The sequence below is a fragment of the Tamaricihabitans halophyticus genome (assembly GCF_004340875.1).
Lineage (GTDB): Bacteria > Actinomycetota > Actinomycetes > Mycobacteriales > Pseudonocardiaceae > Tamaricihabitans > Tamaricihabitans halophyticus.
The window spans coordinates 430,629-457,195 of the sequence record NZ_SLXQ01000002.1; the positions used below are offsets into that span (position 1 = coordinate 430,629).

Here is a 26,567-nt window from a genome sequence, read left to right on the forward strand (position 1 = left end):
ACCACTAGCGGTTCGATTCGCCCGATTCGCCTGGTGTGGTTCCTGGTTGGGCGATGCGATCCGTACGGTCGGGCGGATGGCCGTTTTCGCCATAGTGCTCCGGCCGCGCGGGGTGTTCCGGTAGCGCTGGTTGTGCTGCCTGTGCCGGCCGCCCAGGTGGAACTGGTAGTTCGGTGGTTGGCTGGGCGGCTAGCTGGTCCTGCTCGGCAGGGAGGTGTTCACCGGCGCGCTCCATCTCCAGCCGCCGCCATTTGCGGCGCTGCCTGCGCGTCATCTTTGCCGGCCACATGTCCTGGATCGCCGCGTTGAAGTAGGCGCCGATGACCACCGCGAGCCCGATGAAGAAGGCGAACAGCAGGAACGCGATCGGCGCCGCCAGCGCGCCGTAGGTGTATCCGGTCGTCGTGATCCACGAGATGTAGACGCGCAGCCCGGTACTGGAAACCAGGAAAACCACCATCGCGAGGACGGCCCCCGGCAACACCCGGTGCCAGGGCAGTTTGCGCGGCAGGGCCAGCTTGTACAGCGTGGTGAGCGCGAGCATGGTGACCAGTCCGACGACGGGGTAGTAGAGATAGTTCACCCAGGCGGTGACGGTCGGCTGCCAATCGGTGGGGAACACGTTCGGCAGCAGATCAGGGCCGAGCGCGATCAATGGCAGTCCGATGATCAGCAGGATCAACGTAGCCACGTAGAGCAGCAGGGCGAAGATGCGCTGCCACACCTCGTTGCGGACCCCGTACTGGCCGTGCGCCACCGTGATGGCGTCGACGAAGGACGACAGCGCGGAGGAACCGGCCCACAGCGACAGCAGGAAACCGACCGAGACGATCTCACCGCGTCCAGTGGTCAGGATGTCGTTCACCGTCGGTTCGATGATCCGGGCGACCACGTCCGCGCTGAAGATCGTTTCGCTGACGGCCATGATCTCGTGGCGGACGGCGTCGACCACCTGCGAGCCGAACCATTCCCCGAGGAAACCGAGGCTACCCAGCAGTCCGAGGAGCAGTGGTGGCAGCGACAGGGTCTGCCAGAAGGCGGCCTCGGCCGCTTCGGAGAACAGGTTGCCTTCCCAGGCCTTGTTCAGGGTGCGGCCGATCAGCCGCAGCGGGCCCCGGCGCGGGGGTTTTTCCGGCTGAGCTGACGGCGGCGCGCCCGTCGCCGCGGCCGCGTCTGCTGGCGCGCCGGCGGGTTCGTCGCGCCGATCGGGGAGGTCCTGCGAATTCATGACCCTCTCAGGATGGTCTATTGCCGCTTGATCGGCAGGTCTGGGTTCCAGATCATTTCCTGATTGTCGCGTCGCGCGCGAGCCGACACTCGCTGAACGGGTAAACTCGCCGCGGCCCCGTTCGGGGCTGACTGGGGGATGGTTCCGGCGAAGACGCCGGTGTAGGGGATTACCTGCGGCGTGCCCGGTGGGAACCGGTGCGGCCGCTGACGCGATGCGAAGGGAGCGGTTCGTCGGTGCCGGCGTCCTCTGCTGAGCAGGAGCAGCGCGAAACGAGCGTGCGGCCGCTGCGCGCCTGGCAGCGCAGGGCACTCACCAAGTACCTGACCACTCGTCCGCAGGATTTTCTCGCGGTTGCTACGCCCGGTTCAGGTAAGACCGTGTTCGGGCTACGGGTGGCAAGCGAACTGCTCGCCGATCGAACTGTGTCGGCTATCACCATCGTGACGCCCACGGAACACCTCAAACATCAGTGGGCGTCCGCGGCAGCCGCGGCGGGTATCGCGATCAACTCGAACTTCACCAACGGGCAAGGGGCGGTCTCCGGCGACTTTCAGGGCGTCGCGGTGACCTATGCGCAGGTCGCGGCGCATCCGACGCTGCACAGGGTACGTACCGAGAACCGCAAAACCCTGGTGATCCTGGACGAGATTCACCACGGCGGGGACGCCAAGTCCTGGGGCGATGCGATTCGGGAAGCGTTCACCCCCGCCGTGCGGCGGTTGGCGCTGACCGGAACGCCGTTTCGTAGCGATGACTCGCCGATCCCGTTCGTTGGCTACGAACCGGACGGCGCGGGAGCCCTGCGCAGCGCGGCCGACCACACGTACGGCTATGCGGACGCGCTCGCCGATGGCGTAGTGCGCCCGGTGATCTTCCTGGCCTACTCGGGTGAGGCGAGCTGGCGAACCAGTGCGGGCGACGAGTTCACCGCGCGGTTGGGCGAGCCATTGACCGCGGAGCAGACCGCTCGCGCGTGGCGTACCGCGCTCGACCCGGCGGGGGAGTGGATTCCGTCCGTGCTGCGCGCCGCGGATGTGCGGCTGGGGCAGCTGCGCTCATCGGGGGTACCGGATGCCGCCGGCCTGGTGATCGCCACCGACCATGAATCGGCCCGTGCCTACGCGAAGCTGCTGCGGGGTATCAGCGGGACGGAGCCGGTGCTCGTGCTCTCCGATGACCCGAAGTCGACCAGGCGGATTGGTGAGTTCGCCGATTCCGATGACCGCTGGTTGGTCGCGGTTCGGATGGTGTCCGAAGGGGTGGACGTCCCCCGGTTGGCTGTCGGGGTGTACGCGACGAGCGCGTCGACCCCGTTGTTCTTCGCTCAGGCGATTGGCCGGTTCGTCCGTGCCAGGCAGCAGGGCGAGACGGCGAGCGTCTTCCTACCGAGCGTTCCGGTACTGCTCGAACTCGCCAGCGAGATGGAGACCGAACGCGACCACGTGCTCGGCAAACCCCACCGGGAAAAGGACGGCTGGGACGACGAGCTGCTGGTAGCGGCGAACCGCACGGAGGACGAGCCAGGCGAGGAGGAGAAGCCGTACACCTCACTCGGGGCCTCCGCCGAGCTGGATCAGGTGATCTATGACGGCAATTCCTTCGGCACCGGTGCCTTCGCGGGTACCGAGGAGGAACAGGAGTATCTGGGGCTGCCTGGCCTGCTCGAACCCGATCAGGTGCGTGCGTTGCTGCGCAAACGGCAGGAGGAGCAGGTCACCGCGACCAAGCGGAACGGTGAATCCGGTCAGGCCGCCAAAGCTGATGTGACCCCGGAACGTCCGCAGACCGTGCAGGAACGGCTTGGCTCGTTGCGTAGAGAGCTCAATGCGCTGGTCGCGGTGTACAACCACCGAACGGGAAAACCGCACGCGACGATTCATGGGGAACTACGGCGTAGCTGTGGTGGCCCGCCGACGGCGATGGCAACCGTGGAACAACTCGAGGAGCGCATCGCGACGCTGCGCTCCTGGTGAGCGCTACACACCTGCTCGCGCGCGATGGCGGCATAAGTTGGGCGGGAACCTCGCTTCCGACGAGATTCCCGCCCCGGTGTGCGGAAAGGTGCTTATCTAGTTTCTCGTTGGCGGCCAGTGATGCACGGCTGAAGCACCCGGCATCAGGTGGGTGGGTTCAGTCATGCTGCAGGTCAGCCTCCTGTTCCTGGAGCTTGCTCTTGTACTCGCGCGCGTGGTGCCCGCAAAAGAGCAGCTCGCCTCCGGTGCGAAGAACGGCACGTGCCTGTGCCGCTGCGCCGCACCGATCACAACGGTCGGCAGCGGTCAGTTTGGGGCGGGTGAGCGTCGCGGACATGAAAATCTCCCTCCGTCCCGGTCTCGGGCTGGCCGAGACCCTCCATCCTGCTGCGACCACGGTGACCCGGTACCCGGTCGAGTCCGGTTTGTTCACTGTGCTCGCTGCCCCCACTCTTGCAGACATCCGGCGGACCGCAAGGGTCCCGCGCCGGCGTGAGTCGTTTGCCCAGTCAGCTTTCGGCGAACAGGCACCGGACGACCGGTCCCGGCCGGGCGTGTTGCAGGATCGGGCGAGTGGGTTCCGGAACACGGTCGATCGCTCGGCTGCTGCAGCGCTTGCCGGCGCCGTTGCTGTTCATCATCGGCGGCCTGTCCATGTACCTCGGTGCCGCCGCCGCGACCTGGCTGTTCGAGGCGGTGAACCCGGCTGGGGTGGCCTGGCTGCGCCAGCTGGGTGCCGCGGTGTTCCTGCTGGCGTGGCGACGGCCGAAGCGGATCGCCTGGCGCGGCCGTGCGCTGCTGCTGGCGACGGCATTTGGCGTGGTCACCGCGGGGATGAACGTGCTGTTCTACGAGGCGATCGCGCGGTTGCCGCTGGGTACCGCGGTGGCGTTGGAGTTCGTCGGCCCGGTGTTCGTGGCCGCCATCGGTTCGCGTACCGCCCGCGACGTGGTGGCGCTACTGTTCGTGGTCGGCGGCGTGGTGCTGATCGCGGATGTGCAGCTGTCCGGTAGCGCGCTTGGCGTGTTCTTCGCCTTGGCCGCCGCGGCGGCGTGGGCTGGCTACATCCTGCTCGGAAAGCGGGTGGCCAATGCCGGCAATGGCGTGGACAGTTTGGCTGTCGGCTTCGTGATGGCCACCCTGCTGCTCAGCCCGTTGGCGCTGGGCACGGGGGAGGCCTGGGGTTCGGCGCGGTTGCTGGTGCTTGGCCTCGGCGTCGGCCTCCTGTCCACCGTGGTGCCGTACGTGCTCGACCAGATCGTGCTACGTCGAGTTGGTCAGGCCAAGTTCGCGATCCTGCTCGCGCTGCTTCCGGTGACCGCCACCGCGACCGGCCTCGTGGTGCTCGGCCAGGTACCCAGTGTGGCCGAGGCTATCGGCATTCTGGCCGTGGTTGCCGGTGTGGCATTGCGCAGCCCGGACGAGCGTGCCAGTAACAGATCCGCCGAACCGCCCAGCTGATGTGGGCAGTCCGGCGGAACAGTATTCGTGACGGTGTTATCTAGGGTTGGTTGGACCTGTGGTCTTACTGGGCATCCAGCGCGAGCATCTCGCCCTCGCCCTGCTGGATCTCCGCCTCGAGTTCGCGAAGCCGGTCGCGGTGCTGTCGTGCGTGGTGCCCACAGAACAGCAGTTCTCCGCCGGAGGGCAGTACGGCTCGTACCCCAGCAGCGGCGCCGCAACGGTCGCAGCGGTCGGCGGCGCTCAACGCGGGGCGTTCGAGTGTGGTGGACATTGAAATCTCCCTCCATCCCGGCGCCGGCCGAACCATGCTGCTGGTCGTACCGGAAGCCTCGTTTGGGCCGCGGCCTTCACTAGGTTCGACGTTACGGGGCCTTCGGCTGTTCCCCAAAGATGAGCGATGGTCATCACGTTTCGTTGCGAGCGAACACGACCTTGGTTCTCGGTGCTCGCGTTTCAGCATGTGGGAACGGGTGCGCGAGAAATATTCGGTGGCAGCCGGGTCCGGGCGTTGCTACCGTCAGCGATCGATAGTCAGCATTCGACCCGGACGATCCGTCCTAGAAAGTAGTGCCTGTGATGCCCCGGCCACGGCCGAGCGTGTTCAGTCTGGCAACGGCTGCCCGCTCGATGCGCCTGACCGCCGTCCGCTAATGGCCGGCGCGGACTGGCGCGCCGACACGTCGATCGCTCGCCTTCGCGGCTCCATTGTCTACAGTGGAGACATGGCGTCGGCCTGAGCTGTCTCCTGGCATCGTCCTTTCTGGACTATAGGTACACGCTCGGCTCCCTTTCCGGTATGTCAACCATTCTTTCCGGTAAGGAGCTTCCGGGTGTCCACAAAGAACACCAAGTCCATCGCACGAACCGAAACCTTCACCTGCCTGCGGTGTGGGCTCACCGTCAGCGCCTATCAGCCGAACGGTGAACGGCGAGACCACTGTCCTAGCTGTATCTACTCACAGCACACGGTCGACCGAGTCAGTGGTGGGGTTTCGGAGTGCCTCGCGCGGATGATCCCGATCTCCATCGCCGTGCCGCGCAGCGCGGACTGGCTGGTCATTCACCGCTGTACGGGATGCGACGTGTTGACCTCGTCGCCTATGTCCGCAGATGACAACCAGCTCATCCTGGTTCGGCTCGCGGTGCGTCCGCTTGCCCAGCCGCCGTTCCCGCTCGAGGTGTTCGGCGATCTGTGATCGCGCTCGCTTCCGGCGACTCGCTGACCAATGGGGAATCGAAAGTCTTATGCCACGACGACAATCGCGGTCCCGTCGACCGCAACGACCAAAGGATGTTTACCACGAGAAGGGTGAGCCAGCTGGTGATGCGTTTCGCTGCATCGGCTGTCACCTCGATGTGCCGTATCAGGTGCCCGGCAGCGCGCACCGGAACCACTGTCCGAACTGTTTGACGAGCAAGCATGTCGACGGCCGGATACCGGGGGACCGGCGGCAGCGGTGTCACGGTCGGATGACCGCCCTGTGTCTGATGGCCGATCGACAGGGTGAATGGCTGGTCATTCACGAATGCCTGGCGTGTGGGGAGCTGAGCGCGAACCGGATCGCCGGGGATGACAACGCGCTGGTGCTGCTGCGGATGGCGGTGCGGCCGCTGTCGCACGGCAGGCTGCCGGCCCGTGCGCTACTGGGGCTTTAGCGCGGGCCGGTTCTCGGCATCGACGAGTGAGCGCACAAAAAACGGCGCCGCTGACCTGTGTAGTACGGGTCAGCGGCGCCGTTGTGAGCTAGCTCAGTCCAGGTAGTCGCGCAGCACCTGCGACCGGGACGGATGCCGTAGCTTCGACATCGTCTTCGACTCGATCTGCCGGATGCGTTCCCTGGTAACGCCGTAAACCTGGCCGATCTCGTCCAGCGTGCGTGGTTGGCCGTCAGTGAGCCCGAAGCGCAGCCGGACGACTCCTGCCTCGCGCTCGGACAGGGTGGCGAGCACCGACTGCAGTTGATCCTGCAGCAAGGTGAACGACACCGCGTCCACCGCGACGACCGCTTCGCTGTCCTCGATGAAGTCACCGAGCTGGGAGTCGCCCTCGTCACCGATCGTCTGATCGAGCGAGATCGGCTCCCGCGCGTACTGCTGGATCTCCAGGACCTTCTCCGGGGAGATGTCCATCTCCTTGGCGAGCTCCTCGGGGGTGGGCTCGCGACCGAGGTCCTGCAGCAGCTCCCGCTGAATCCGGCCGAGCTTGTTGATCACCTCGACCATGTGCACCGGGATACGGATGGTGCGTGCCTGGTCGGCCATCGCGCGGGTGATCGCCTGCCGGATCCACCAGGTGGCGTACGTGGAGAACTTGTAGCCCTTGGTGTAGTCGAACTTCTCCACCGCGCGGATCAGGCCGAGGTTGCCCTCCTGGATCAGGTCGAGGAAGGCCATCCCCCGTCCCGTGTAGCGCTTGGCAAGCGATACCACCAGGCGCAGGTTCGCCTCGAGGAGGTGGCTTTTCGCCCGCTCCCCGTCGCGCACGATCCACCGCAGGTCGCGACGCATCTGCGGCTGGAGCTTCTCGCCCTCTTCCTCGTAGGTGCGCACCCGCTCGGCCGCGTAGAGGCCGGCTTCGATCCGCTTGGCGAGCTCAACCTCCTCTTCCGCGTTGAGCAGCGCGACCTTGCCGATCTGCTTGAGGTAGGCACGGACCGAGTCGGCGGACGCGGTGAGCTCGGCATCCTTGCGTGCCTGCCGGAGGGCTTCGGACTCCTCCTCGTCCCAGACGAAGTCCGGGTCGTTCTTGGCGTCCTTACCCGCCTGGCTCTCCGGGGCCTCCTCGGCCTCTTCCTCGGTCACCGTGGCGTCGACGACGTCGACTTCGACGCCTTCGAGGTCGGCGAGATCCGGCGCGTCCAGCTCAACGCCGTCGACCGCCTCCTCGCCTGGCCCGTCCAGCTCGACGTCGACATCCTCGGCGCCCGGCGACGCCTTCTTGGTCTTGGCCGGCGTGGCAGAGCCCTTCGCCGGCGCTTTCTTGCTCGCGGTCTTCTTGGCTTTCGCGGACGACGCGGGTGCCTCCTCGGCCTCCGGGCTTGCCGGAGCCTTCTTGAGCGGCGCGGCCTTGGTGGCCTTGGCGGCGCTCGCGGAGGAGGTTGAGCGTCGGGATGCGGTTCTTGCGGCTGCCACGTACGCCCTTTCACAGCGGTCGATCATGGCCAGCGGAAGCCTTTGCGCCTCAGCTGCTTTCAGGTATCGGGAGAGCCCGCGTCCTGGCGAATCAACGGATTCGCCGACGTGAGCACCTGTTCCATTGTAGCGACGGTTCGGCAAGGGATTGGCATGCCGAGGGCAGTTGATCGAAAGGGATTCCAACGAGATTTCGGTCGATATGCCATCCGTGCAGGTCAGTGCCTGATTTTCGAACTCGCGGCGACCGCCGCGCCGATGATCCCAGCGGCGTTCTGCCGCGAGGCGGCGATCACATCCGTGCGTACGTCGAGCAGCGGTAGCCACTTTTCCGCCTTCTTGCTGACGCCGCCGCCCGCGATGATCAGGTCCGGCCAGAGCACCGATTCCAGCGCGCGGAGGTAGGTCGATACCCGCTTGCTCCAGTTTTCCCAGGTCAGGTCCTCTTCGTCCTTGACGGAAGCGGCCGCACGTGTTTCCGCATCGTGACCTTCGACTTCGAGGTGGCCGAATTCGGTGTTCGGCAAAAGCACCCCATCGTGGAAGAGTGCGCTGCCGATGCCGGTGCCGAAGGTCAGCAGCGCGGTGACCCCCTTGCGTGCGCGTTCGGGCCCGTACTGGATCTCCGCGATACCCGCCGCGTCGGCGTCATTGAGCAGCGTCAACTCCGCGGGCTCGCGGCCGAGCCGGTCGGCGAACAGGCTTCTGGCGTCCGTGCCGATCCAGGACTTGTCGACGTTCGCGGCGGTATGCGCGACGCCCTCCTTGATCACCAAGGGCAGGGTAATCCCGATCGGTCCCGTCCACCCGAACTTCGCCACGATCTCGGCCGCCGCGTCCGCGACGGCTTCCGGGGTGGATGGCTGTGGGGTGGCAAGCCGGATCCGGTCGGTCGCGAGTTGGCCGGCATCGAGGTCCACGAGACATCCTTTGATGCCGGAACCCCCGACGTCGATACCGAACCCTTGGGTAGCGGCCACGGCTGACTTCCTTCCTGGCGATGAAGCGCGATAACCAGAACGTCAGGTACATACGCGCGGCGATGTACCTATTTCGATTCAGTACAGCGACAATAGCGGCCGAACGGGAAGCGGCGTGGTGTGGTCGGATAGACCCGTGGGAGTTGCGGAACTGGAACTGCTCAAGGTGGCCGAACAGGTCGCCGCGGAGACGGCGGAGCTCGTGCGCTCGGTACGAGCATCGATGACCGATGGCCAAGACGTCGAGGTACGGACCAAGACCAGCGAAACCGATGTGGTGACGGCGGCCGATCAGCAGGCGGAACGCCTCGTCCGGGCACGGCTCGCCGAGCTGCGCCCGGACGAACCGGTACTCGGTGAGGAACAGGGCGGTGTCGAGGGCAGTGGCATCCGGTGGGTGATTGATCCGATTGACGGGACGGTGAACTTTCTCTACGGCTTTCCGTGGTATGCCGTGTCGTTGGCGGCACAGGTGGACGGCGTCTCGGTAGCCGGCGCGGTGATCGAACCGGACAGCGGCCGACGGTGGACCGCCGCCCGCGGGCACGGCGCCTGGCTGGATGGGCGGCGGCTGCGGGTGGGGCAGCCGAGCAAACTCGCCCACGCGCTGGTTATCACCGGGTTCTCCTATCTACCCGAGCGCAGGGCGCGGCAGGCGGAGATGGTCACCGGGCTACTCGGGCGCGTCCGGGATATCCGGCGCAGCGGATCGGCTTCGCTGGATCTGTGCGCCGTCGCCGCTGGCTGGGCGGACGGCTACGTGGAGCACGGGCTGCATCGTTGGGACTGGGCCGCGGGCGCGCTGGTGGCCGCGGAGGCCGGCGCGGTGGTCAATCTGCCCGAGGAGCATCCGGAGCTGGGTGGGGACGCCACGATCGCGGCGGCGCCGAGCATTCACTCGGAGCTGTACCAGGCCGCCCTCGACTGCGGGATCGACAAGGTGTGAAGCCGGCTTCGCTCACGCTTGGGTCCGTGTTCGGGTTCGGGTGCGCCGGCCTTCGGGTGAATCGGCCTGGTCAGCAGGTCAGATCGCGAGCAGCGGCCAGCTTCGCCTGATCGATGCTCGGGCCACCATCACCCGCGGACTGCTCGGCGCTCCCCTGATTCGGGTGTGATTTTTCCCACTCCCGTAGTGCTTCGATCGCTTCGAGGCCTTCGGCCTTTGGCCGGAGGTCGTCGAACCGCTCACCGATCGACAACTCCACCGCGGCATCCGGCCGGTTGGTGCGCACCAGCTCGGCGCATGGTTCGAGGAGGCTGAGCAGCCGTGCGGTGGCCGCGCCGTTTTCCCCGAAACGGATCTGCCCACGGCAGTCCATGTTCTGTTCCGGGTACAGCTCGTCGTTACCTGGCTGGGAAATCTGGTCGAAACCGTGCCCACGTAGGGTTTCCGTGGTGATCGCGGCCTGCCCGCGTTGGCTCCCGGCGTTCAGCACCTGAATCTTCGCGTTGCCCGGTGTCGCGGGGGTGGTGTTGTCCAGCGCGTCGAAGGGCAATGAGGAGAGCTCGCTGCCCTCGGGAAGTTCTTCCGGCGGTGGACACTTCACGGCTTCGTTGCGGTCCACACTGCCGTCCAGCGCGCTGATCCATACGCCGACCGCGACCAAGCTGAGTACGGCGAGCACGATGAGAGCCGGAAGCGGCTTGCGCTTCCGGTAAAGCGGAGTTCGTCCGCGCCCGGTTCCGTACCCCAGCCCCACTGCCCCGTCCCTCCGTGGGTCACGCCTGCTCTTGATGGTTCTGCTGTCGATGGTCTCGCTCTAGCTGGTCTCCATAGAGAAGAGTCTTCAACAGATGAATCGTCACTGATCAGCTTAGGCGTTTCAGTGTCCGACTGTGGGTCTTCTCGCGTCCAGGTGGTGAACGTGTCGCGAGCATTATCCATGTCACGCGGAACTGATTCGCGCCCCTGTCACGTTGTTCGATCGGTATCCGTGCGGCGTGACCAGCGGATCGTACGGTGCAGGAACGACCCGATCCGGGTCGGGCGGCCGGCGTCGAGCGCGGCGTGTCCGGCCGGCTCGGGCGCCAGAACACTGGGCTGGATGTTCGAAAAGACACCCTGGATGAGTGATGTATGCACCGTTTCGCGAAAGGATGGGCTACCCTCTGCGCGCTCCGCGCGAATGAATCACTGGGTGATGTCGGGGCGGACCAGCGGAATCGGTTTCCGTGGCCGGTCAAGGGGCCGGCCACGGGGTCGGTCAAGGGGTCGGTCAAATCCGGCATTCGGCAGGGAGACCTGACTCACTGCCTTGCCGGGCACAAACCGGGACGCTGGAACGTTGTCCAGCGGCACAAGCATCCGTGAGTCCGCTCGCGGGGCATGAGGTAGTAACACGTCAGAGCTGACTGCAGGGGTGAGTAAGAAGATGGCGACCGATTACGACGCGCCGCGCCGCAGCGAGGCGGACGACCTCGCGGAGGACTCATTGGAGGAGCTCAAGGCGCGGCGTAACGAGACCCAGTCCGGCGTGGTGGACGTTGACGAATCGGAAACCGCGGAGAATTTCGAGTTGCCCGGAGCGGATCTTTCCGGGCTGTCCGGTGAGGACCTTACGGTCAAGGTCGTGCCGAAGCAGGCGGACGAGTTCACCTGTCCGCGCTGTTTCCTGGTAGTACATCGCAGTCGGATGGTCGTCGACGACGATGGCAATTACATCTGCCGGGACTGCGAGTGAGCTAACGCCCCGTTCCTCGCGGCGTGGGCTCGCCCTGCTGTGCCGCGTACGCGCCACAGCAGGGCCCGGCGACCGTGTGGTCGGCGTGGCGTGGGGCCTAGTTTCCGCGCGCCGCCTGCTCGGTGCGGATTGCTTCGGCCAGCCGCTCCGGCGACCGGGTGCTGATCAACCAGTACGGGGTCGGGTCGTCGGGATCGGTCAACCGCACCCGCAGCATCGGTCCGACCCAGGCTCGGTGAATCACGAAGGCCGCCGGATCAAGGCCAGGGCCAAGCGCTTCCCGTTTGTCCGCCTTGCGAATCACCTCCAGCTCACCGACGAATTCCACCGGTAGATGCGCTGGATCTCCGGCACCAACCAGTAGCTCGCCGCCGGCAAGGCGTACCCGAGCCCGGCCGAGCCACAGCATCAGCACGATGACGACGGCGACCGCGATGGCATATGGCAGCCAACCGCGAACGCCCTCATATCCCATGTGGATCTGCGCGGCCATCAGTACCGCGCCGATCAGCGGTAGCGGCCAGCACCACCAGGTCGCGTACAGCCGCTCGGCGTATGTCGCCCGATCGGTGGATATTGCCGGCGTTTCGGCGCCGGCGTCTTCTGAATTCTTTGGCATTTCGGACACCCCGGCCGTGCTCGTGCCGGCATCGCGCTCCGGGTTGGGCGTCTGCGCATCCGTACTCACGAGAACAAGGGTAGTCTCGCGGCCTGTGTCCAGCGTGCCCATGTCCACAGTTGAAGTTCTGCTGACCCGGATCGACCCGGAAGTGCCGGTACCCACCTACGCGCGTCCCGCGGACGCCGGTGCGGACCTGACCGCCACCTCGGATGTGGTGCTGGCGCCCGGTGAGCGCGCCGTGGTTGGTACCGGGATCGCGATTGCCCTGCCGGAGGGCTTCGCGGGTTTCGTACATCCGCGCTCGGGACTCGCCGCGCGAGTGGGTCTCTCGTTGGTGAACACCCCCGGCACGATCGACGCCGGCTACCGGGGTGAGATCAAGGTATGCCTGATCAACCATGACCAGACCGAGACGATCACGCTGCGCAGGGGAGATCGGATCGCGCAGCTGATCGTGCAGCGGGTCGAACACGCGGTGTTTCGTGAGGTGCGTGAGCTGGCCGACAGCGAGCGCGGCAGCGGGGGTTATGGCTCGACCGGCGGGCATGCCACATTGGGCGCCGCGCATGGCGGTGCGGCGGGCTGAACCGTGGTTCGGGTCGGCCCGCCCGGTGATGTGGCAAGTAACGAGACGGAGGAACTGTGGGGATATTCCGGCGACGTGGCCGAAAGGACGAACAGTCCGCACGGGATGAACGCCCCGCCGAGAATGAGGACGAGGCGCCCGACGCGGATGCTGACCCTGACGAGGAGATCGCGGCCGCGGGGGAGGACGGGCCGTTCGATCTCGAGGACGCCCCGGACGACCAGGTGCCGAGGTTGGATCTCGGATCCGTTCGGGTGCCCGTCCCGGACGGCGCGCAGCTACAGGTCGAGATGGATCCGTCCGGTCCGGTACGCGCCGTACACGTGGTGACGCCGGTTGGTCAGATCACCATCAGCGCTTATGCCGCGCCGCGTACCGGCGGGTTGTGGTACGAGGTGCGCAGTGAACTCGCCGAACAGCTCAACGGGGACGGCGCGCAGGTGGAAAGTCGGCGCGGCGAATGGGGTGCCGAGCTCGCAGCTGCCCTCGGCAAGGTGTCCCTGCGATTCGTCGGAGTGGACGGCCCACGGTGGATGCTGCGTGGGGTGATCGCTGGTCCACCGGAACAGGCCGAGGAGGCCGTCGGGCTGCTGCGTACCGTCGTGCGCGGCACGGTCGTGGTGCGCGGGCCGGATCCGATGCCGGTGCGCACTCCGCTTTCCATCAAGCTGCCCGAGGCGATCGCCGAGCATGTCCAGCAGGCCCAAGGTAATCAGAGCGGCGGCTAGTCCGTTGGCTTGCCGCCGAGCGCACTGAGCCAGGCGAGCACGGTGGCCCTGCCCAGCGCGGCGCGGTCGGTGGCCATCGCTTGGATACTCGTGCCGCGTAGTGTCGCCGCCGGCAGCCGGGTGGCCCAGCTTTCCGCCATGGCGATCGGATGGACCGGATCATCGCGGAACCCGCCAAGGCCGGTCGGTATCGCGAGAGTTTCCAGCGCTTCGGCCGCCGGCGCTGCCCTGCGCGCGGCGACGCGTAGCGATGTCGCCAGCTCGGCGCCGTAGCTGGGCCAGGATCGGCGCAGTTCGGCCGCTAACCAGTCCGGGATGCCCTCGGTGGCCGCGCGGAGCGCGGCGGGGACGCCGAGGGCGGCGACCGCGTCGGCCGAAGCATGCGCGGCCAACGCGGCGGGGGCTTCGTCGGGCGCGCCGTGCCAGGCCGGCAGCGCGAGCAACAGCCCGGCACAGCGGTCCGGGTTGGCCAGTGCCCATTCCGCGGCGAGATGCGCGCCGAACGACAACCCGCCGGCAAGGATCGGCCCTTCGCCGGCGTGCCTGGTCAGCTCGTCGAGGTAATGCTCGGCCAGGCGGGCTCCCGGCCGGGGCGCGGGCGTATGCAGGTGAATTCCGACGGCACGTAGCGGTTCGAGGAACACCGCTCGGACGAACTCGTCGTCCGAGCCCGTGCCGGGTAGCAGTACCGCCCTGGTGGTTCCCGCGGAAAGCGTCACGTACCGATCCTCGCCTATCGGCCGCGCGCACCAGCCGCCCGGCTACGCTGGCGACCGAGACATACCTGGCCAGCGGGAGACCACGGATGACAAGCTCGATACGCGCTCGGCTTGGCCAGCTGACCGCTGGACTTGCCGCTCGGTTGGCGGAGGTTCGCCCCGCTCGCTCGGCAGCGAACACCGGGCAGGTCGAGACGGTGGGGCGGGAGCCGGTGACGCGGCTCGGTCGGCTTCGGGACGTGCGGATACGCGACCGTGGCGCGGGCTACACGCTGGAAGCCGAGCTGTTCGACGGCCTCGACGCGATAACGCTAGTCTGGTTCGGCCGCAGGCGTATCGTCGGTATCGAGGTGGACCGGGTGGTCCGGGTTCGTGGCCGGATCGCCGAACGCGACGGCACCCAGGTGTTGTACAACCCCTACTACGAGTTACAGCGGACTTGATGAGCGAAACCCGGCCCGATTCCGAACAGCCAACGACTGGCTCCGCCGATCCGACTCCGGCACCCGAAGAACCCCCAACCGGCAACGAAACGGCAGCTGGCGACGAAGCCACGGCCGGTGGCGAAACCACGACGGCGGAGAAGCCGGAACCGACCCTGCTCGAGCAGATGGGCGGGTTGAGCGGGCTGGTGTACTCGGCCGTACCGGTGGCCTCCTTCGTGCTGGTCAATTCCTTCGCCGGGCTGGCACCGGCGATCTGGGCCGCGCTTGGTGTGGCCGTGCTGATCACCGTTATCCGGGTGGTGCGCAAGGAGCCGATCCAGCCGGCGGTATCCGGTTTCTTCGGAGTGGCGATCGCGGCGTTCATCGCCTACCGCACCGGTGACGCGCGCGGGTTCTTCCTTTTCGGTATCTGGGCGAGTCTGCTCTATGGCGGGGCCTTCCTGCTTTCGGTGCTGGCTCGCTGGCCGTTGGCCGGAGTGATCTGGTCGTATCTGAACGGCACCGGAATGTCCTGGCGTAAGGACAAGCGCTCGCGGCGCGCCTACGACGTCGCGACATTGGTCTGGGTCGTCGTCTTCGGTGCCCGGTTCGTGGTGCAGCGCTGGCTCTACGAGGAGAATCTCACAGGCTGGCTGGGCTTCGCCAAGATCGCGATGGGCTACCCGCTGTTCGGACTGGCACTGCTCGTCACGATCTGGGCGGTGCGCAACGCCGAGCGGCGCCGCAAGGAACTGGACGCCGTGGCGGCCGAGACCACGGTGAGCGACGACGAGATCGAACGCCGGCTGCGCCAGAAGTACGCCAACCCGGTAGAAGGTGGCTGACCGAGCGCGATCGGTTATTCGGTTGCTGGCAATACGGTTTCCGGTAGCCGCAGTGCCGAGCGGATCCGCGGTTGCATCCCTGCCGAGGTGACGAACAGCAGTTCATCGCCCGGTCGCAGGGTGTCGTCCGGGCCCGGCACGAGCACCCGGTTCGCGCGAAGCACGGTGACCAGGGCAACCTCCGGTGGCAAGGCGAGTTCGCGGATCGGGCGTCCGGCGAGCGGCGTATCCGGGGCCAGGGTCGTTTCCACGAGTTCCGCCTGCCCGCCGCGCAGGGTCATCAGCTGGACAAGCTCGCCGACGCTGACCGCTTCCTCGACCATCGCGGCGAGGATGCGCGGGGTGGAGACCGCGACGTCCACACCCCAGTTCTCGGTGAACAGCCACTCGTTGGCCGGATCGTTCACCCGTGCGACGACCCGGCGTACCGCGAACTCGGTTTTGGCGAGCAGGGACACCACGAGGTTCACCTTGTCGTCTCCGGTAGCGGCCACCACCACATCGCACAGCTGCATCCCCGCTTCTTCCAGCGAGGAAAGCTCACAGGCGTCCGCGAGTACCCACTCCGCGGCCTCCACCGACGCCGGTTCGTAGGCGGCGATATCGCGTTCGATCAGCATCACCCGATGGCCGTTGGTGATCAGCTCGCCGGCGATGGACCGGCCAACGGCGCCGGCACCCGCGATGGTGACCCGCATCAGCTGGCCTCCTCTGGAGGTTGGGCGGCGATCGCGGTGACCTCGGCTACCGCCTCGGAGTGTGCCGCGACGTAAACAAGATCGTCGGCTTGGAGCACCGTTTCGCTGTTCGGGAGTAGCCCGTCGCCGAATCGGAGGAGGAACGCGACCCGGCACCCGGTGGTCAATTCCAGCCGGGTGACAGGGTGGCCGATCCAGGCCTCATGCACGGTCAGTGGGAGCACCGCCACACGCCCGGAAGGTTCCCGCCATGCGTCGGCCGCACTGTCCGGAACCAGGGCGCGCAGTAGTCGTTCGGTGGTCCACGGGACGGTGGCGACGGTGGGAATCCCCAGGCGCTGGTACACCACGGCGCGTTTGTGGTCGTAGATCCGCGCGACCACCCGAGACACCTCGAACGACTCCCTGGCCACGCGCGCGGAAATGATATTGGAGTTGTCGCCGCTCGAGACGGCGGCGAAGGCATCCGCGTGCTCGATTCCGGCCTCGATCAGTACGTCCCTGTCGAAGCCGGTTCCGACGACTTGCTCGCCGCGAAAGTCCGCGCCGAGCCGGCGAAACGCCTGCCGCTCCTTGTCGATAACCGCGACTTCGTGGCCAAGCCCTTCCACCGCGCCAGCCAGCGCGGCGCCGACCCGGCCACAGCCCATGATCACAACGCGCACCCCGATGCCTCCTCGCCGTCGGTGCCGGCGTTCGACGGGTATCGGTCTTCCCTCGCCGCGGTCAGCCTACGCTGGTCGGGTGGCTGATACCGGGCAAACCGCCGGCCGGTCCACTGTGGAGTGGACGGGCGAGGTTCTGGAACTCGACGTGGATACCGTGGCGCACGGCGGGCACTGCGTGGCGCGGCATACCGGCAGGGTGGTGTTCGTCCGGCATGCCCTGCCGGGGGAGCGGGTCCGCGCCAGGGTGACCGAGGACCGGGGTGGCTCGTTCTGCCGGGCCGATGCGGTCGAGGTACTTCGCGCGGCGCCGGGCAGGGTCAGCCCAGCCTGTCCACTGTCCGGTCCGGACGGCTGTGGTGGCTGCGACTGGCAACACGCCTCGGCCGGGACCCAGCGCGAACTCAAGGCCCAGGTGGTCGCTGAGCAGTTGCGGCGGCTTGCCGGGTTGGACTGGCAGGTCCGGGTGGAGCCACTTCCCCTGGATGGGCCGGATGAGCTGCTTGGTTGGCGAAGCAGGGTTCGGCTCGGGGTGGACGAGCGCGGACGGGTCGGGCTACGGAAAAGCCGCGGGCATGAGCTGATCCCGATCACGGACTGTCCGATCAGCAGCCCGGGAATGCTCGCTGAGGTAGTCGACCGGCAGTGGACGCCCGGCGCGGAGGTCGTCGTGACCAAGGACGGCGCGGGCGAGGTGCACGCAGCCGAGGTGTGCGGGGACAACCGAGGCAGAACCCGTCAGCGGGAGGTACTGGGGGACCCGGTCGCGGTCGAGCACGTCGCCGGTCGCCGGTGGTCGGTGCGGGCACACGGGTTCTGGCAGGTACACCCTTCGGCCGCGGCAAGGCTCGCCGAGGTGGTCGCGGACTGGGCCAACGCCCGTACCGGCGGGCGGGTATGGGATCTCTACGCGGGTGCCGGGCTGTTCACCGCGGTGCTCGCCGACCAGGTGGGGCCGGGCGGTTCGGTGCTCGCCGTGGAGTCCGCGCCCTCAGCTGCGGCGGATTGCCGGCACAACCTCGCCGAGCTACCCCAGGTGCGGGTGCGGACCGGCAGGGTGGAACGGGTGGTGACGGGCCAGCGCGGCTCGCCCGAGGTGGTGGTTCTCGATCCACCCCGCAGCGGTGCGGGTAAGGCGGTGGTCGATGCGATCGCCAGCCGTAAACCGTCCACAGTGGTCTATGTCGCCTGTGATCCGGCCGCGCTTGCCAGGGATGTGGCGCGATTCGGCCTGCGCGGTTACCGGCTGGCCGGGTTGCGCGCCTTCGACGCGTTCCCGATGACTCACCACGTGGAATGCGTCGCGCTGCTCACCCGCTGACCGGGGTGTCGCCGAACTCACAGGCGCGTGTTCGGTGGTCGGCGGACAATGCCGGTTATGGGCAAGCTCTATGCGCGGATCGACGACCGGCTGCGGACCTTCATCGAGGACCAGCCGATGTTCTTCGTGGCTTCCGCGCCGCTTTCTGGTGAGGGGCACGTCAACCTGTCGCCAAAGGGGCGAGCTGGCACGCTCGTGGTGCTCGATGAGCACACCGTCGGCTACCTCGATTTCGGCGGCAGTCACGCGGAAACGCTCGCGCATATCCGGGAGAACGGTCGAATCACCTTGATGTGGTGTGCCTTTACCGGGCCACCCAAGGTGCTGCGGATACACGGGCAGGGCGACCCGGTTTTCCGGGATGATCCGCGCTGGTCGACGCTGCTCGCACGGTTCGGTGCCGCCGATGGCGCTGGCCTGCGCGCGATCGTCGTGGTGCGGGCCGAGCGGATCAGCGATAGCTGCGGGTTCGCCGTCCCGTTGCTGGACTACCAGTCCGATCGCGACCTGCACGCCGAGCACCTCGGACGCAAGAGCGATGCGGAATTCGCCGAGTACTGCGCGAACAAGCCGTACAACGGCACCAGTATCGACGGCCTACCGGCGCTCCCGCTGCCGTTGCCGCCCCGTAACCGCGTTCCTTAGGACTCCTGCGGTCGCCTGACTCCAACATCGTAGCCGGGTTCCCGGTTGACAGGAACGCGTCCGAAACTTATGTTTAGCTACCTTACAAAAGTTGCGGGCGCATGACATTGCCCGGTGCACAAGTTGTCGAGTTCGTCGTTGTCCGTGTTCGACCTGCGGGAGACCCATGGCTGTGTCGCGCCCAGGCGCATCGCGCATTTCCCGGCGCACCGTGCTGCGCGGTATCGCCGCGAGCGCCGCTGGCGCCGGTATCGCCGCCTTCGCCAGTGGCTGCACGGGTTTCGCCACCACCGGGAATTCCGGCCTGGTGTTCCTGTCCACCCAGTTCCGCCCGGTCGAGGAGGCCGAGCGCTTCCGCGAGTTGCTCCGCACCGTCTATCCCGCCGAGGTCAGCTATGTGACCAGCGAGGAGGGCCCGTTCATCGGGCAGGTACGCACCCAGCACGATGCCAATTCGGTGCAGTTCGCGTTGCTCGGCGGGGTTCATGGGGATCTCGCGCCGCTGGTTGACGGTTACCTCGCCGAGGCCGACGGCTTGCTCGGGGAACTGGGCGATCTCGGTATTCCCCCGGAGTACCTGGATCTGGCCAAGCTGGGAACCCGGCGCAGCTGGTACGTGCCGTGGGCGCAGGCCAGTTACCTGCTGGCAGCCGACGAGGATGCGCTCGGGCAGCTACCGCCGGGCGTGCGGGAGGACGAGCTCAGCTACGACGATCTGCTTGACTGGGCGATCGCCGCGCGGCGGGCGAACGGGAACCGGCCGCGGTTCGGGTTCCCTGCTGGGCCGGCTGGACTGCTGCACCGGTTCCTGCAGGGTTACCTGTATCCCTCGTTCACCGGCGGGCAGATCACTACCTTCCGCTCGCCCGAGGCGGTGCGCGCCTGGGAGTACCTGCGGGAACTGTGGGCGAACTGCGTGCCCTCCAGCACGACCTACGAGATGATGCAGGAAGCACTGGTCGCCGGCGAGGCGACGATCGCTTGGGACCATATGGCGCGCCTGGTCGACGCGCCGCGTACCCAACCGGGTCGATGGCGCCTGCTGCCGGCCCCGCGTGGTCCGCGCGGGCTCGGCTATATGGCGGTCGTAACGGGACTGGGACTGCCCGCGCAGAGCAACGACCGTGCCGGCGCGACGGACCTGATCAAAGCGCTCAGCACGGCGTCAGCTCAGGTGGAACTGTTGCGCGCGAACGCCTTCCTGCCCGTGGTGCGCGCCGAGTTGCCGGATGATCTCGAGCCGGCGTTGCGGATGTCCGCCGAGGCCGTAGACGCCCAGCGCGCGGCCGATGACGCGATCCTGGCGCTGCCGCCGGTAGGGCTTGCCGAACGGGAGGGCGAGGTGACCAAGGTCTTCCAGGACTGCTTCCGGTCCATAGTGCTCGGTGGCGCTAACATTCGTTCCACTTTGGATAGCCAGGCTCGCGTGCTGCAGCGGTTGCTCGACGAGTTGCGGGTACCCTGCTGGGCCCCGGATCCGGTCACTGGCGCACGATGCGAGGTGGCCTGACAATGGCGGAGCAAACCGCGACCCGGGTATCCCGTCAAAGCAGGCGGCGGATTACCAGTTCCCCGTGGCTGCTGCTGGCACCGTCGATCGTGCTGCTGGCGCTGTTGTTCGGCTGGCCACTGGTGCAAGGTGTGCTCAGCGCCTTCAGCGGTGACTCCGGGCTCACACTCGGGCACTGGCAACGGTTGTTCGCCGATCCGTACTTCCTGCAGGCCTTGCGTAATACGCTGTTGCTGATCGTCGTCGTGGTGCCGATCCAGCTGGTGCTCGCGCTCGTGATGGCATTGCTGATGCAGGCGCGGCCACGGTTTTCCGGCACGCACTTCTATCTGTGGACGATCCCGCTCGCGGTCTCCGAACTCGCCGCCGGCCTCGTGTGGCTGTCCGTATTCGCCGATCGGGGCTACCTCAACTCGTTCCTGGTGAACCTGGGCCTCAGTGAGTCGGGCGTGCAGTGGTTGAACTACGACAACACGCTCACCATGTTCATCACCGTGGTGGTGGCCGAGCTGTGGCGGGCCACCTCATTGGTGTTCGTGATCGTGGTCGCCGGGGTGCAGATGATCCCGAAGGACTACGACGAGGCGGCTCAGGTTTTCGGCGCCAGCATGTGGCAGCGGCTGTGGCATGTCACCTTGCCGCTGCTGCGGCCAAGCCTGCAGGTGGCGTTGATCTTACGGACGATTCTGGCGCTTCAGGCTTTCGCGGTCGCCCAGGCGCTCACCGGGCGCAACTTCCCGTTGCTCGTGGGGGAGACCTATGAGTGGTACGTCAACCTGCAGAACCCCGCGGTGGCCAGTGCGGCGGCACTCGTGGTGCTCGCGCTCTCGCTCGGCACCTCGCTGGCCTACTTGCGGGCGATGCGGCAGCCGGATGCCACGGGGTGAGGCAATGAGTGAGGACATCCGATGACCGCCGAGACCGCCAGCACGAGCAGGGTGCTGCCGCCCGTGGATCGCGCCCCGCTACGGCGCCGGAAATGGCGCAGGGCCGGGGTGCAGGCTGCCTGCGTGGCCATCACCCTGTTCATGGCCCTGCCGCTGGTGTTCATCGCGCTCGCGGCCTTCTCCGGGCGGGCAGCGCTCAACGAGTTCCCCAAGTCGTTGGTACCGAGCGAGTTCGCGGTCGACACGATGACAAGCTTCCTGGCCGGCACCGGAACCGTGCCAGCGTTGGGGAACTCGCTGTTGGTCGGTTGCTACACGGTGGTGCTTTCGCTGTTGTTCGGTGCCCCTGCTGGGTACGCCCTTGCCAGGCACACCTTCCGGGGCAAGGACGCTTACCAGCTTTTCGTGCTGCTGGTCCGCGCCTTGCCGATCGTGGTGCTTTCGGTACCGCTGGCCACGATGTTCCTGAATTTCGGCATCTACGACAAGGTCGTATCCGTGACGCTGGTGCACACCGCCCTGGCTATGCCGACCACCGTGCTGATCACCGCGAGCATTTTCGTCTCCGTGCCGACGGACGTGGAGGAAGCGGCACGGGTGTTCGGTTGTACGAAGCTGGACGCGGTTCGCCGCACCGTATTGCCACTTGCCCTGCCGGGCCTGGCGGCCGCGTCGATCTTCACTTTCGTGTTGTCCTGGAACGAAGTGCTCGGGGCCGCGGTGCTGACGCTCGGGCATCGCACGTTACCCGCGCAGGTGCTCGCCTCGCTGGCGGAATCGCCGCAGGCGTATCGATTCGCCGGTGGTTTCGCGCTGGTCGTGCCGGCACTGGTGTTCATCGCGGTGATGCGCCGCTACCTGCTCAACATGTGGGGCTCCACGCTTCGCTGAAGCCAGCAGCCATCCGAACAGAAGGGTGAACCGACGACCATGGCCGAGATCGTCCTGCGTGACCTGGTGAAGACCTATCCGGGTGCTGCCGGGCCAGCTACCGACGGGGTGTCGCTTGATGTCGCCGACGGGGAATTCATGGTGCTGCTCGGCCCGTCGGGCTGCGGCAAGACCACGTTGCTGCGTACCGTGGCCGGCCTCGAACTGCCCGACTCGGGACAGATCGTCATCGGTGACCGGGATGTGACCTATCTGGATCCTCGCCGGCGCAACCTGTCCATGGTTTTCCAGTCCTACGCCGTGTTCCCGCACAAGAAGGTCGCGGACAACATCGGCTTCGGCCTGCGGGTACACGGTATGGCCGCCGACGAGATTCGCCGGAAGGTTTCCTGGGCGGCGGAGCTGCTCCAGCTCACCGACTACCTGGACCGCTATCCGGCCAAACTGTCCGGTGGGCAGCGGCAGCGGGTCGCGGTGGCCAGGGCGATCGTGATGAATCCGGACGTCCTGCTGATGGACGAGCCGCTGTCCAATCTCGACGCGTTGCTGCGGTTGTCGTTCCGCGCCGAGCTGAAGAAGCTGGTGAACGAACTGGGGACGACCACGCTGTACGTCACGCACGACCAGCTCGAGGCACTGTCGCTCGGCGATCGGGTGGCCGTGTTGCGTTCTGGCCGGATCGCGCAGTGCGGCCCGCCCACCGAGGTGTACGACCAGCCGGCCGACGAGTTCGTCGGCGGCTTCCTCGGTAGCCCGCCGATGAACTTCCTGCGCGGCGTTCTCGTCGAGGATGGCGATACGTTGCGGCTTGATGTCGGCAGCCAGTCGATAGGCGCGCCCCGTGAGCTACGCCCGTACCTCGGTCAGCACATACATCTGGGTATCCGCCCGGAATCGATGGTCGCCGCCGAACCGGGAGAGACGAAGGGTACTGGCGTGCTGCGGGGCACGGTGCAGGTCGTCGAACCGCTCGGCTCCTCGGTACTGCTCACCATGGACACCGCCGGCCAGCAGCTCAAAGTACAGGCGCCGGCGGGTTTCCGGGTGGATCCGGGCAGCGAGCTCGCGCTGGATCTGCCGGTGGACACCAGGCGGTGGTACGACCCGGAAAGCCAGCTACTGTTGGAGGTTAGATGACGGAGACGGAAGTCTCCAGGCGGTGTCTGCCGGCGAGCACGCTCGCTGCGCGGGCGGCATACGTGTTGCGCGGCAACGACACGGGCACGGTGATCACGGCGGCGCCGAAACTCTACCCGCATATGTGGAGCTGGGATGCCGCGTTCATCGCCATTGGCGTCGCCCATCTCGACGTGCGCAGGGCAGTGTCCGAACTGGACACATTACTCGCCGCGCAGTGGCACAACGGAATGCTGCCGCACATCGTGTACACGGAGGACACCGACTACTTCCCAGGGCCGGACCGGTGGGGTACCCATCTCGCCGAACACATGCCCGAGCATGTCCGCACCTCGGGTATCTGCCAACCGCCGGTGCACGCGATATCCGTCCGGCGCATACTCGATATCGGGCGCAGGGCTGGTGGTTCGGACCGTGCCGCGGTCGAGGAGTTCGCGCGCAGGGCATGGCCGTCGCTCTACGCCTGGCACCGCTGGCTGATGCGGTTCCGGACGCCCGACGAGACGGGACTGCTCGCCGTCGTACACGGCTGGGAGTCCGGAATGGACAATTCGCCGCGTTGGGACGAGCCGTATGCCGCTGTTCGGCCAGCGGCCGAGCTACCTCCGTACGCGCGGCTGGATCTCGGCATGGTTCGGGATACCGCCGAGCGCCCCACGGATACCGAGTACGACCGGTACCTGTGGTTGATCGAGGAGATGCGTGGAGTCCGCTACGCGCCCGACGAAGTGGTCCGCGAGTCGAGTTTCCTTGTCGGGGACGTGTTCCTGAGCGCGATCTTCGCGGTCTCCTGCCAGGTACTCGAGGAACTCGGCACGGAACTGGGCAGGCCGGAGCGTGAACTCCGCGAGCTCGCCGGCTGGGCCGCGGCCGCTCGCGCTGGCGTTCTCGCCAGCGTTGACCCGGCCACCGGGATGGCGCGCGATCGCGATATCCGTGCGAACGCGTGGCTCTCCGCGCGTACCGTCGCCGGTTTCGCGCCGCTGTTGTGCGGTGGCGCGCCCGCGGACCGGGAGCAAGCGCTACTCGACGAGTTCACCGGACCGGGATGGTGCGGTTACCCGGGGCTGATCGCCGGGATACCGCCGTCGGTCTCGCCGGCCGACCCCGGATTCCTGCCGAGGCAGTACTGGCGCGGTCCACAATGGCCGGTTATTGGCTGGATGTTCGGGTGGGCGTTCGCCAGACACGGCTATTCCGAGCTCGCGGAAACCATGCGAGCCGAAGGGTTGCGGCTGACCGCGGCAGGGGAGTTCGGCGAGTACTACGAACCGTTCACCGGTGCGGCGCTCGGCAGCACCGGGCAGTCCTGGACGGCGGCGGTAGTGCTCGACTGGCTCTGTCACGCTGAGTGAAGTCGCGACGCCTTCGGTTGGGGGTGGGGCGGTGTCTCGGCACCTCGTAGACTGGTTGCTTGGTGGCGCTCCCAAGACGCGGACGAGGTGACGGAAAGTGACGCTGCTTGATGCCGTACATGGTCCGAACGACGTGCGGCGACTCGACCTGGCGGAGCTGACCCAGCTCGCCGACGAGATCAGGCACTTCCTGGTCGAGAAGGTCTGCGCGGCCGGTGGCCACCTCGGTCCGAACCTTGGCGTCGTCGAACTCACCCTCGCCATGCACCGGGTTTTCGACTCACCGCAGGATGTGCTGCTCTTCGACGTCGGACACCAGAGCTACGTGCACAAGATCCTCACCGGCCGGCAGGCCGAGTTCGATCAGCTCCGCCAGCAGGACGGCCTCGCCGGTTACCCGGCCCGTGCGGAGAGCGAGCACGATCTGGTGGAAAACAGCCATGCGTCCACCGCGCTTTCCTACGCGGATGGCATGGCGAAAGCGTTCGCGCTCAGCGGCAGCCGGCGGCATGTGGTGGCTCTGGTCGGCGATGGCGCGCTGACCGGGGGCATGTGCTGGGAGGCACTGAACAACATCGCCGCGAACAAGGACCATCCCGTCGTGATCGTGATCAACGACAACGGGCGCTCCTACTCGCCGACCATCGGCGGACTCGCGGAACATCTGACCGCGCTGCGGCTACGTCCCGGCTACGAACGGGTGCTCGACGGCGGCCGGAAGATGCTGGAGCACACGCCGGTGGTGGGTAAACCGCTGTATGCCGCGTTGCATGCGGCGAAGGCGGGGGTGAAGGACGCGCTGAGCCCGCAGATGATGTTCTCCGACCTCGGGCTGAAGTATCTCGGCCCGGTGGACGGGCATGACCTCACCGCCGTGGAGGCCGCGCTGGCCAAGGCGAAGGCGTTCGGTGGCCCAGTGATCGTGCATACCGTCACCCAGAAGGGCAATGGCTACGCTCCCGCGGAGAACCACGAAGCGGATCAGATGCACCAGACCGATCCGATCAACCCGCTGACCGGGGAGCCGGCCAAGGTCAAGGGCACCAGCTGGACATCGGTCTTCGGCGCGGAGCTGACCAGAATCGGCGCGGAACGCCCGGATGTGGTGGCGATAACCGCGGCGATGTTGCGCTCCACGGGCCTGCATCATTTCGCGGCGGAGTTCCCGGACCGCTGGTTCGATGTCGGTATCGCCGAACAGCACGCGGTGACCTCGGCGGCCGGCATGGCGATGGCCGGTATGCATCCGGTGGTCGCGGTGTACTCCACGTTCCTCAACAGAGCCTTCGACCAGCTGCTGATGGATGTGGCCCTGCACCGGCAGCCAGTCACCCTGGTACTCGACCGTGCCGGAATCACTGGCCCAGATGGGCCGAGTCACCACGGGATGTGGGACCTGTCGCTGCTGGGTATGGTGCCGGGCATTCGAGTGGCCGCGCCACGCGATGCCGACACGCTGCGCGAGGAGCTACGCGAGGCGGTGGCGGTATCTGACGGGCCGACCGTGCTGCGCTTCTCCAAGGGCGATGTGGTCGACGAACTGCCCGCGGTCGAGCGCATCAACGGCGTGGACGTGCTGCACCGGCCGAGCGCGGAGCCTGGCGATGCGGATGTGCTGCTCGTCGCGGTGGGCGTGTTCGGTGAGCTCGGCGTCGCCGCCGCCGATCGGCTGGCCGCACAGGGGATCGCGGTGACCGTGGTCGATCCGCGCTGGGTGTTCCCGGTACCCGAGGTGCTCACCGAGCTTGCCGGGCGGCACCGGCTCGTGGTCACCGTGGAAGACAGTGGCCGGCATGGCGGTTTTGGTTCGGCGTTCGCGCAGTGCCTGCGCGATGCTGGGGTATCGGTGCCGTTGTGCGACCTGGCCGTACCGCAGCGTTTCCTCGCGCATGGTTCGCGGGGCGAGGTGCTGTCCGAGGCCGGGCTGACCGCGCAGGACGTCGCCAGGCGCATCACCGAATGGGTTGCTAGCCGGGCTGAGGACACGCCCGCGCGAGTATCTGGCTGACCTTCACCAGCGGTAGTGACCGTTCTGGTGAATCCGCTTGCGGCGTATATTCCATATTGGTTAT

28 protein-coding genes are annotated in these 26,567 nt (G+C 66.9%); 18 read left to right on the plus strand and 10 right to left on the minus strand.

Features of this window, described 5'->3' with window-relative positions; all coding sequences use genetic code 11:
• Positions 1-4 precede the first annotated feature (4 nt).
• Complete coding sequence (locus EV191_RS09585; RefSeq protein ID WP_132876559.1) at positions 5-1,228, minus strand: YihY/virulence factor BrkB family protein; 1,224 nt, start codon at positions 1,226-1,228, stop codon at positions 5-7.
• 236 nt (positions 1,229-1,464) lie between these two features.
• Between EV191_RS09585 and EV191_RS09590 the strand changes: the two genes are divergently transcribed.
• A complete protein-coding gene (locus tag EV191_RS09590) occupies positions 1,465-3,204 on the plus strand; it encodes a DEAD/DEAH box helicase (RefSeq protein WP_207894470.1) in 1,740 nt (579 codons plus the stop codon).
• A 157-nt stretch (positions 3,205-3,361) separates the two neighbouring features.
• On the opposite strand, the gene EV191_RS09595 is transcribed toward EV191_RS09590, so the two are convergent.
• Positions 3,362-3,541, minus strand: a complete 180-nt coding sequence (locus tag EV191_RS09595) for a DUF7455 domain-containing protein (protein ID WP_132876560.1) — start codon at positions 3,539-3,541, stop codon at positions 3,362-3,364.
• A gap of 317 nt (positions 3,542-3,858) precedes the next feature.
• Between EV191_RS09595 and EV191_RS09600 the strand changes: the two genes are divergently transcribed.
• On the plus strand, positions 3,859-4,665 hold the full coding sequence (locus EV191_RS09600) for an EamA family transporter (RefSeq protein ID WP_132876736.1): 807 nt from the start codon (positions 3,859-3,861) through the stop codon (positions 4,663-4,665).
• A 64-nt stretch (positions 4,666-4,729) separates the two neighbouring features.
• On the opposite strand, the gene EV191_RS09605 is transcribed toward EV191_RS09600, so the two are convergent.
• Positions 4,730-4,939 carry a DUF7455 domain-containing protein gene (locus tag EV191_RS09605; RefSeq protein ID WP_132876561.1) on the minus strand — a complete coding sequence of 70 codons (210 nt, stop codon included), beginning with the start codon at positions 4,937-4,939 and terminating at the stop codon, positions 4,730-4,732.
• Positions 4,940-5,498: 559 nt separating this feature from the next.
• On the opposite strand from EV191_RS09605, the gene EV191_RS09610 reads away from it, so the two are divergent.
• Both EV191_RS09610 and EV191_RS09615 read left to right on the plus strand, forming a co-directional pair.
• Positions 5,499-5,864 carry an RNHCP domain-containing protein gene (locus tag EV191_RS09610; protein ID WP_132876562.1) on the plus strand — a complete coding sequence of 122 codons (366 nt, stop codon included), beginning with the start codon at positions 5,499-5,501 and terminating at the stop codon, positions 5,862-5,864.
• Positions 5,865-5,913: 49 nt separating this feature from the next.
• Positions 5,914-6,324, plus strand: a complete 411-nt coding sequence (locus tag EV191_RS09615; RefSeq protein WP_132876563.1) for an RNHCP domain-containing protein — start codon at positions 5,914-5,916, stop codon at positions 6,322-6,324.
• A gap of 93 nt (positions 6,325-6,417) precedes the next feature.
• On the opposite strand, the gene EV191_RS09620 is transcribed toward EV191_RS09615, so the two are convergent.
• Together EV191_RS09620 and ppgK are read right to left on the minus strand one after the other, a co-directional pair.
• Complete coding sequence (locus tag EV191_RS09620) at positions 6,418-7,800, minus strand: RNA polymerase sigma factor (protein ID WP_132876564.1); 1,383 nt, start codon at positions 7,798-7,800, stop codon at positions 6,418-6,420.
• 218 nt (positions 7,801-8,018) lie between these two features.
• Positions 8,019-8,780 (minus strand): polyphosphate--glucose phosphotransferase, encoded by a 762-nt coding sequence (ppgK, locus tag EV191_RS09625; RefSeq protein ID WP_132876565.1) that lies wholly within the window; start codon positions 8,778-8,780, stop codon positions 8,019-8,021.
• A 136-nt stretch (positions 8,781-8,916) separates the two neighbouring features.
• Here ppgK and EV191_RS09630 point away from each other — a divergent pair, with 136 nt between their 5' ends.
• A complete protein-coding gene (locus tag EV191_RS09630; RefSeq protein ID WP_243658850.1) occupies positions 8,917-9,726 on the plus strand; it encodes an inositol monophosphatase family protein in 810 nt (269 codons plus the stop codon).
• Between the two features lie 70 nt (positions 9,727-9,796).
• On the opposite strand, the gene cei is transcribed toward EV191_RS09630, so the two are convergent.
• Positions 9,797-10,480 carry an envelope integrity protein Cei gene (gene cei / locus EV191_RS09635; protein ID WP_132876566.1) on the minus strand — a complete coding sequence of 228 codons (684 nt, stop codon included), beginning with the start codon at positions 10,478-10,480 and terminating at the stop codon, positions 9,797-9,799.
• Positions 10,481-11,152: 672 nt separating this feature from the next.
• Between cei and EV191_RS09640 the strand changes: the two genes are divergently transcribed.
• Complete coding sequence (locus tag EV191_RS09640; protein WP_132876738.1) at positions 11,153-11,461, plus strand: DUF4193 domain-containing protein; 309 nt, start codon at positions 11,153-11,155, stop codon at positions 11,459-11,461.
• 97 nt (positions 11,462-11,558) lie between these two features.
• Here the strand turns inward: EV191_RS09640 and EV191_RS09645 are convergent, their stop codons facing one another.
• Entirely contained in the window at positions 11,559-12,080 is a 522-nt protein-coding gene (locus EV191_RS09645) for a DUF3093 domain-containing protein (protein WP_132876739.1), read from the minus strand.
• 109 nt (positions 12,081-12,189) lie between these two features.
• Between EV191_RS09645 and dut the strand changes: the two genes are divergently transcribed.
• Entirely contained in the window at positions 12,190-12,669 is a 480-nt protein-coding gene (gene dut, locus EV191_RS09650) for a dUTP diphosphatase (RefSeq protein WP_132876740.1), read from the plus strand.
• 56 nt (positions 12,670-12,725) lie between these two features.
• Positions 12,726-13,397, plus strand: coding sequence for a DUF3710 domain-containing protein (locus tag EV191_RS09655; RefSeq protein WP_132876567.1), 672 nt, complete (start codon positions 12,726-12,728; stop codon positions 13,395-13,397).
• Here the strand turns inward: EV191_RS09655 and EV191_RS09660 are convergent.
• Positions 13,394-14,116 carry an alpha/beta fold hydrolase gene (locus tag EV191_RS09660; protein WP_165912892.1) on the minus strand — a complete coding sequence of 241 codons (723 nt, stop codon included), beginning with the start codon at positions 14,114-14,116 and terminating at the stop codon, positions 13,394-13,396. The genes EV191_RS09655 and EV191_RS09660 overlap by 4 nt on opposite strands.
• A gap of 86 nt (positions 14,117-14,202) precedes the next feature.
• On the opposite strand from EV191_RS09660, the gene EV191_RS09665 reads away from it, so the two are divergent.
• On the plus strand, positions 14,203-14,559 hold the full coding sequence (locus tag EV191_RS09665; RefSeq protein ID WP_132876568.1) for a single stranded DNA-binding domain-containing protein: 357 nt from the start codon (positions 14,203-14,205) through the stop codon (positions 14,557-14,559).
• On the plus strand, positions 14,559-15,386 hold the full coding sequence (locus EV191_RS09670) for a DUF3159 domain-containing protein (protein ID WP_132876569.1): 828 nt from the start codon (positions 14,559-14,561) through the stop codon (positions 15,384-15,386). Before EV191_RS09665 ends, EV191_RS09670 begins: the two co-directional genes overlap by 1 nt.
• A gap of 14 nt (positions 15,387-15,400) precedes the next feature.
• Here EV191_RS09670 and EV191_RS09675 read toward each other — a convergent pair whose 3' ends face one another.
• Together EV191_RS09675 and EV191_RS09680 are read right to left on the minus strand one after the other, a co-directional pair.
• The gene (locus EV191_RS09675; RefSeq protein ID WP_132876570.1) at positions 15,401-16,084 is read right to left on the minus strand and encodes a potassium channel family protein; all 684 of its coding nucleotides are present in this window, start codon (positions 16,082-16,084) and stop codon (positions 15,401-15,403) included.
• The gene (locus tag EV191_RS09680) at positions 16,084-16,749 is read right to left on the minus strand and encodes a potassium channel family protein (protein WP_132876571.1); all 666 of its coding nucleotides are present in this window, start codon (positions 16,747-16,749) and stop codon (positions 16,084-16,086) included. The genes EV191_RS09675 and EV191_RS09680 overlap by 1 nt, the downstream gene beginning before the upstream one ends.
• A 79-nt stretch (positions 16,750-16,828) precedes the next feature.
• On the opposite strand from EV191_RS09680, the gene EV191_RS09685 reads away from it, so the two are divergent.
• The 8 genes from EV191_RS09685 (at position 16,829) to dxs (ending at position 26,503) form a co-directional block, all read left to right on the plus strand.
• The gene (locus tag EV191_RS09685) at positions 16,829-18,070 is read left to right on the plus strand and encodes a class I SAM-dependent RNA methyltransferase (protein ID WP_243658851.1); all 1,242 of its coding nucleotides are present in this window, start codon (positions 16,829-16,831) and stop codon (positions 18,068-18,070) included.
• A 57-nt stretch (positions 18,071-18,127) separates the two neighbouring features.
• Positions 18,128-18,715: a pyridoxamine 5'-phosphate oxidase family protein gene (locus EV191_RS09690; RefSeq protein WP_132876573.1), complete on the plus strand. Its 588-nt coding sequence runs from the start codon at positions 18,128-18,130 to the stop codon at positions 18,713-18,715.
• A gap of 166 nt (positions 18,716-18,881) precedes the next feature.
• On the plus strand, positions 18,882-20,225 hold the full coding sequence (locus EV191_RS09695) for an ABC transporter substrate-binding protein (protein WP_132876574.1): 1,344 nt from the start codon (positions 18,882-18,884) through the stop codon (positions 20,223-20,225).
• A 2-nt stretch (positions 20,226-20,227) separates the two neighbouring features.
• Positions 20,228-21,112: a carbohydrate ABC transporter permease gene (locus tag EV191_RS09700; protein WP_132876575.1), complete on the plus strand. Its 885-nt coding sequence runs from the start codon at positions 20,228-20,230 to the stop codon at positions 21,110-21,112.
• A 21-nt stretch (positions 21,113-21,133) separates the two neighbouring features.
• The gene (locus EV191_RS09705) at positions 21,134-22,003 is read left to right on the plus strand and encodes a carbohydrate ABC transporter permease (RefSeq protein ID WP_132876576.1); all 870 of its coding nucleotides are present in this window, start codon (positions 21,134-21,136) and stop codon (positions 22,001-22,003) included.
• Positions 22,004-22,042: 39 nt separating this feature from the next.
• Positions 22,043-23,140, plus strand: coding sequence for an ABC transporter ATP-binding protein (locus EV191_RS09710; RefSeq protein ID WP_132876577.1), 1,098 nt, complete (start codon positions 22,043-22,045; stop codon positions 23,138-23,140).
• The gene (gene ggh / locus EV191_RS09715) at positions 23,137-24,495 is read left to right on the plus strand and encodes a glucosylglycerate hydrolase (protein WP_132876578.1); all 1,359 of its coding nucleotides are present in this window, start codon (positions 23,137-23,139) and stop codon (positions 24,493-24,495) included. Before EV191_RS09710 ends, ggh begins: the two co-directional genes overlap by 4 nt.
• 97 nt (positions 24,496-24,592) lie before the next feature.
• Positions 24,593-26,503 (plus strand): 1-deoxy-D-xylulose-5-phosphate synthase, encoded by a 1,911-nt coding sequence (dxs, locus tag EV191_RS09720; protein WP_132876579.1) that lies wholly within the window; start codon positions 24,593-24,595, stop codon positions 26,501-26,503.
• The last annotated feature ends 64 nt before the right edge of the window (positions 26,504-26,567 follow it).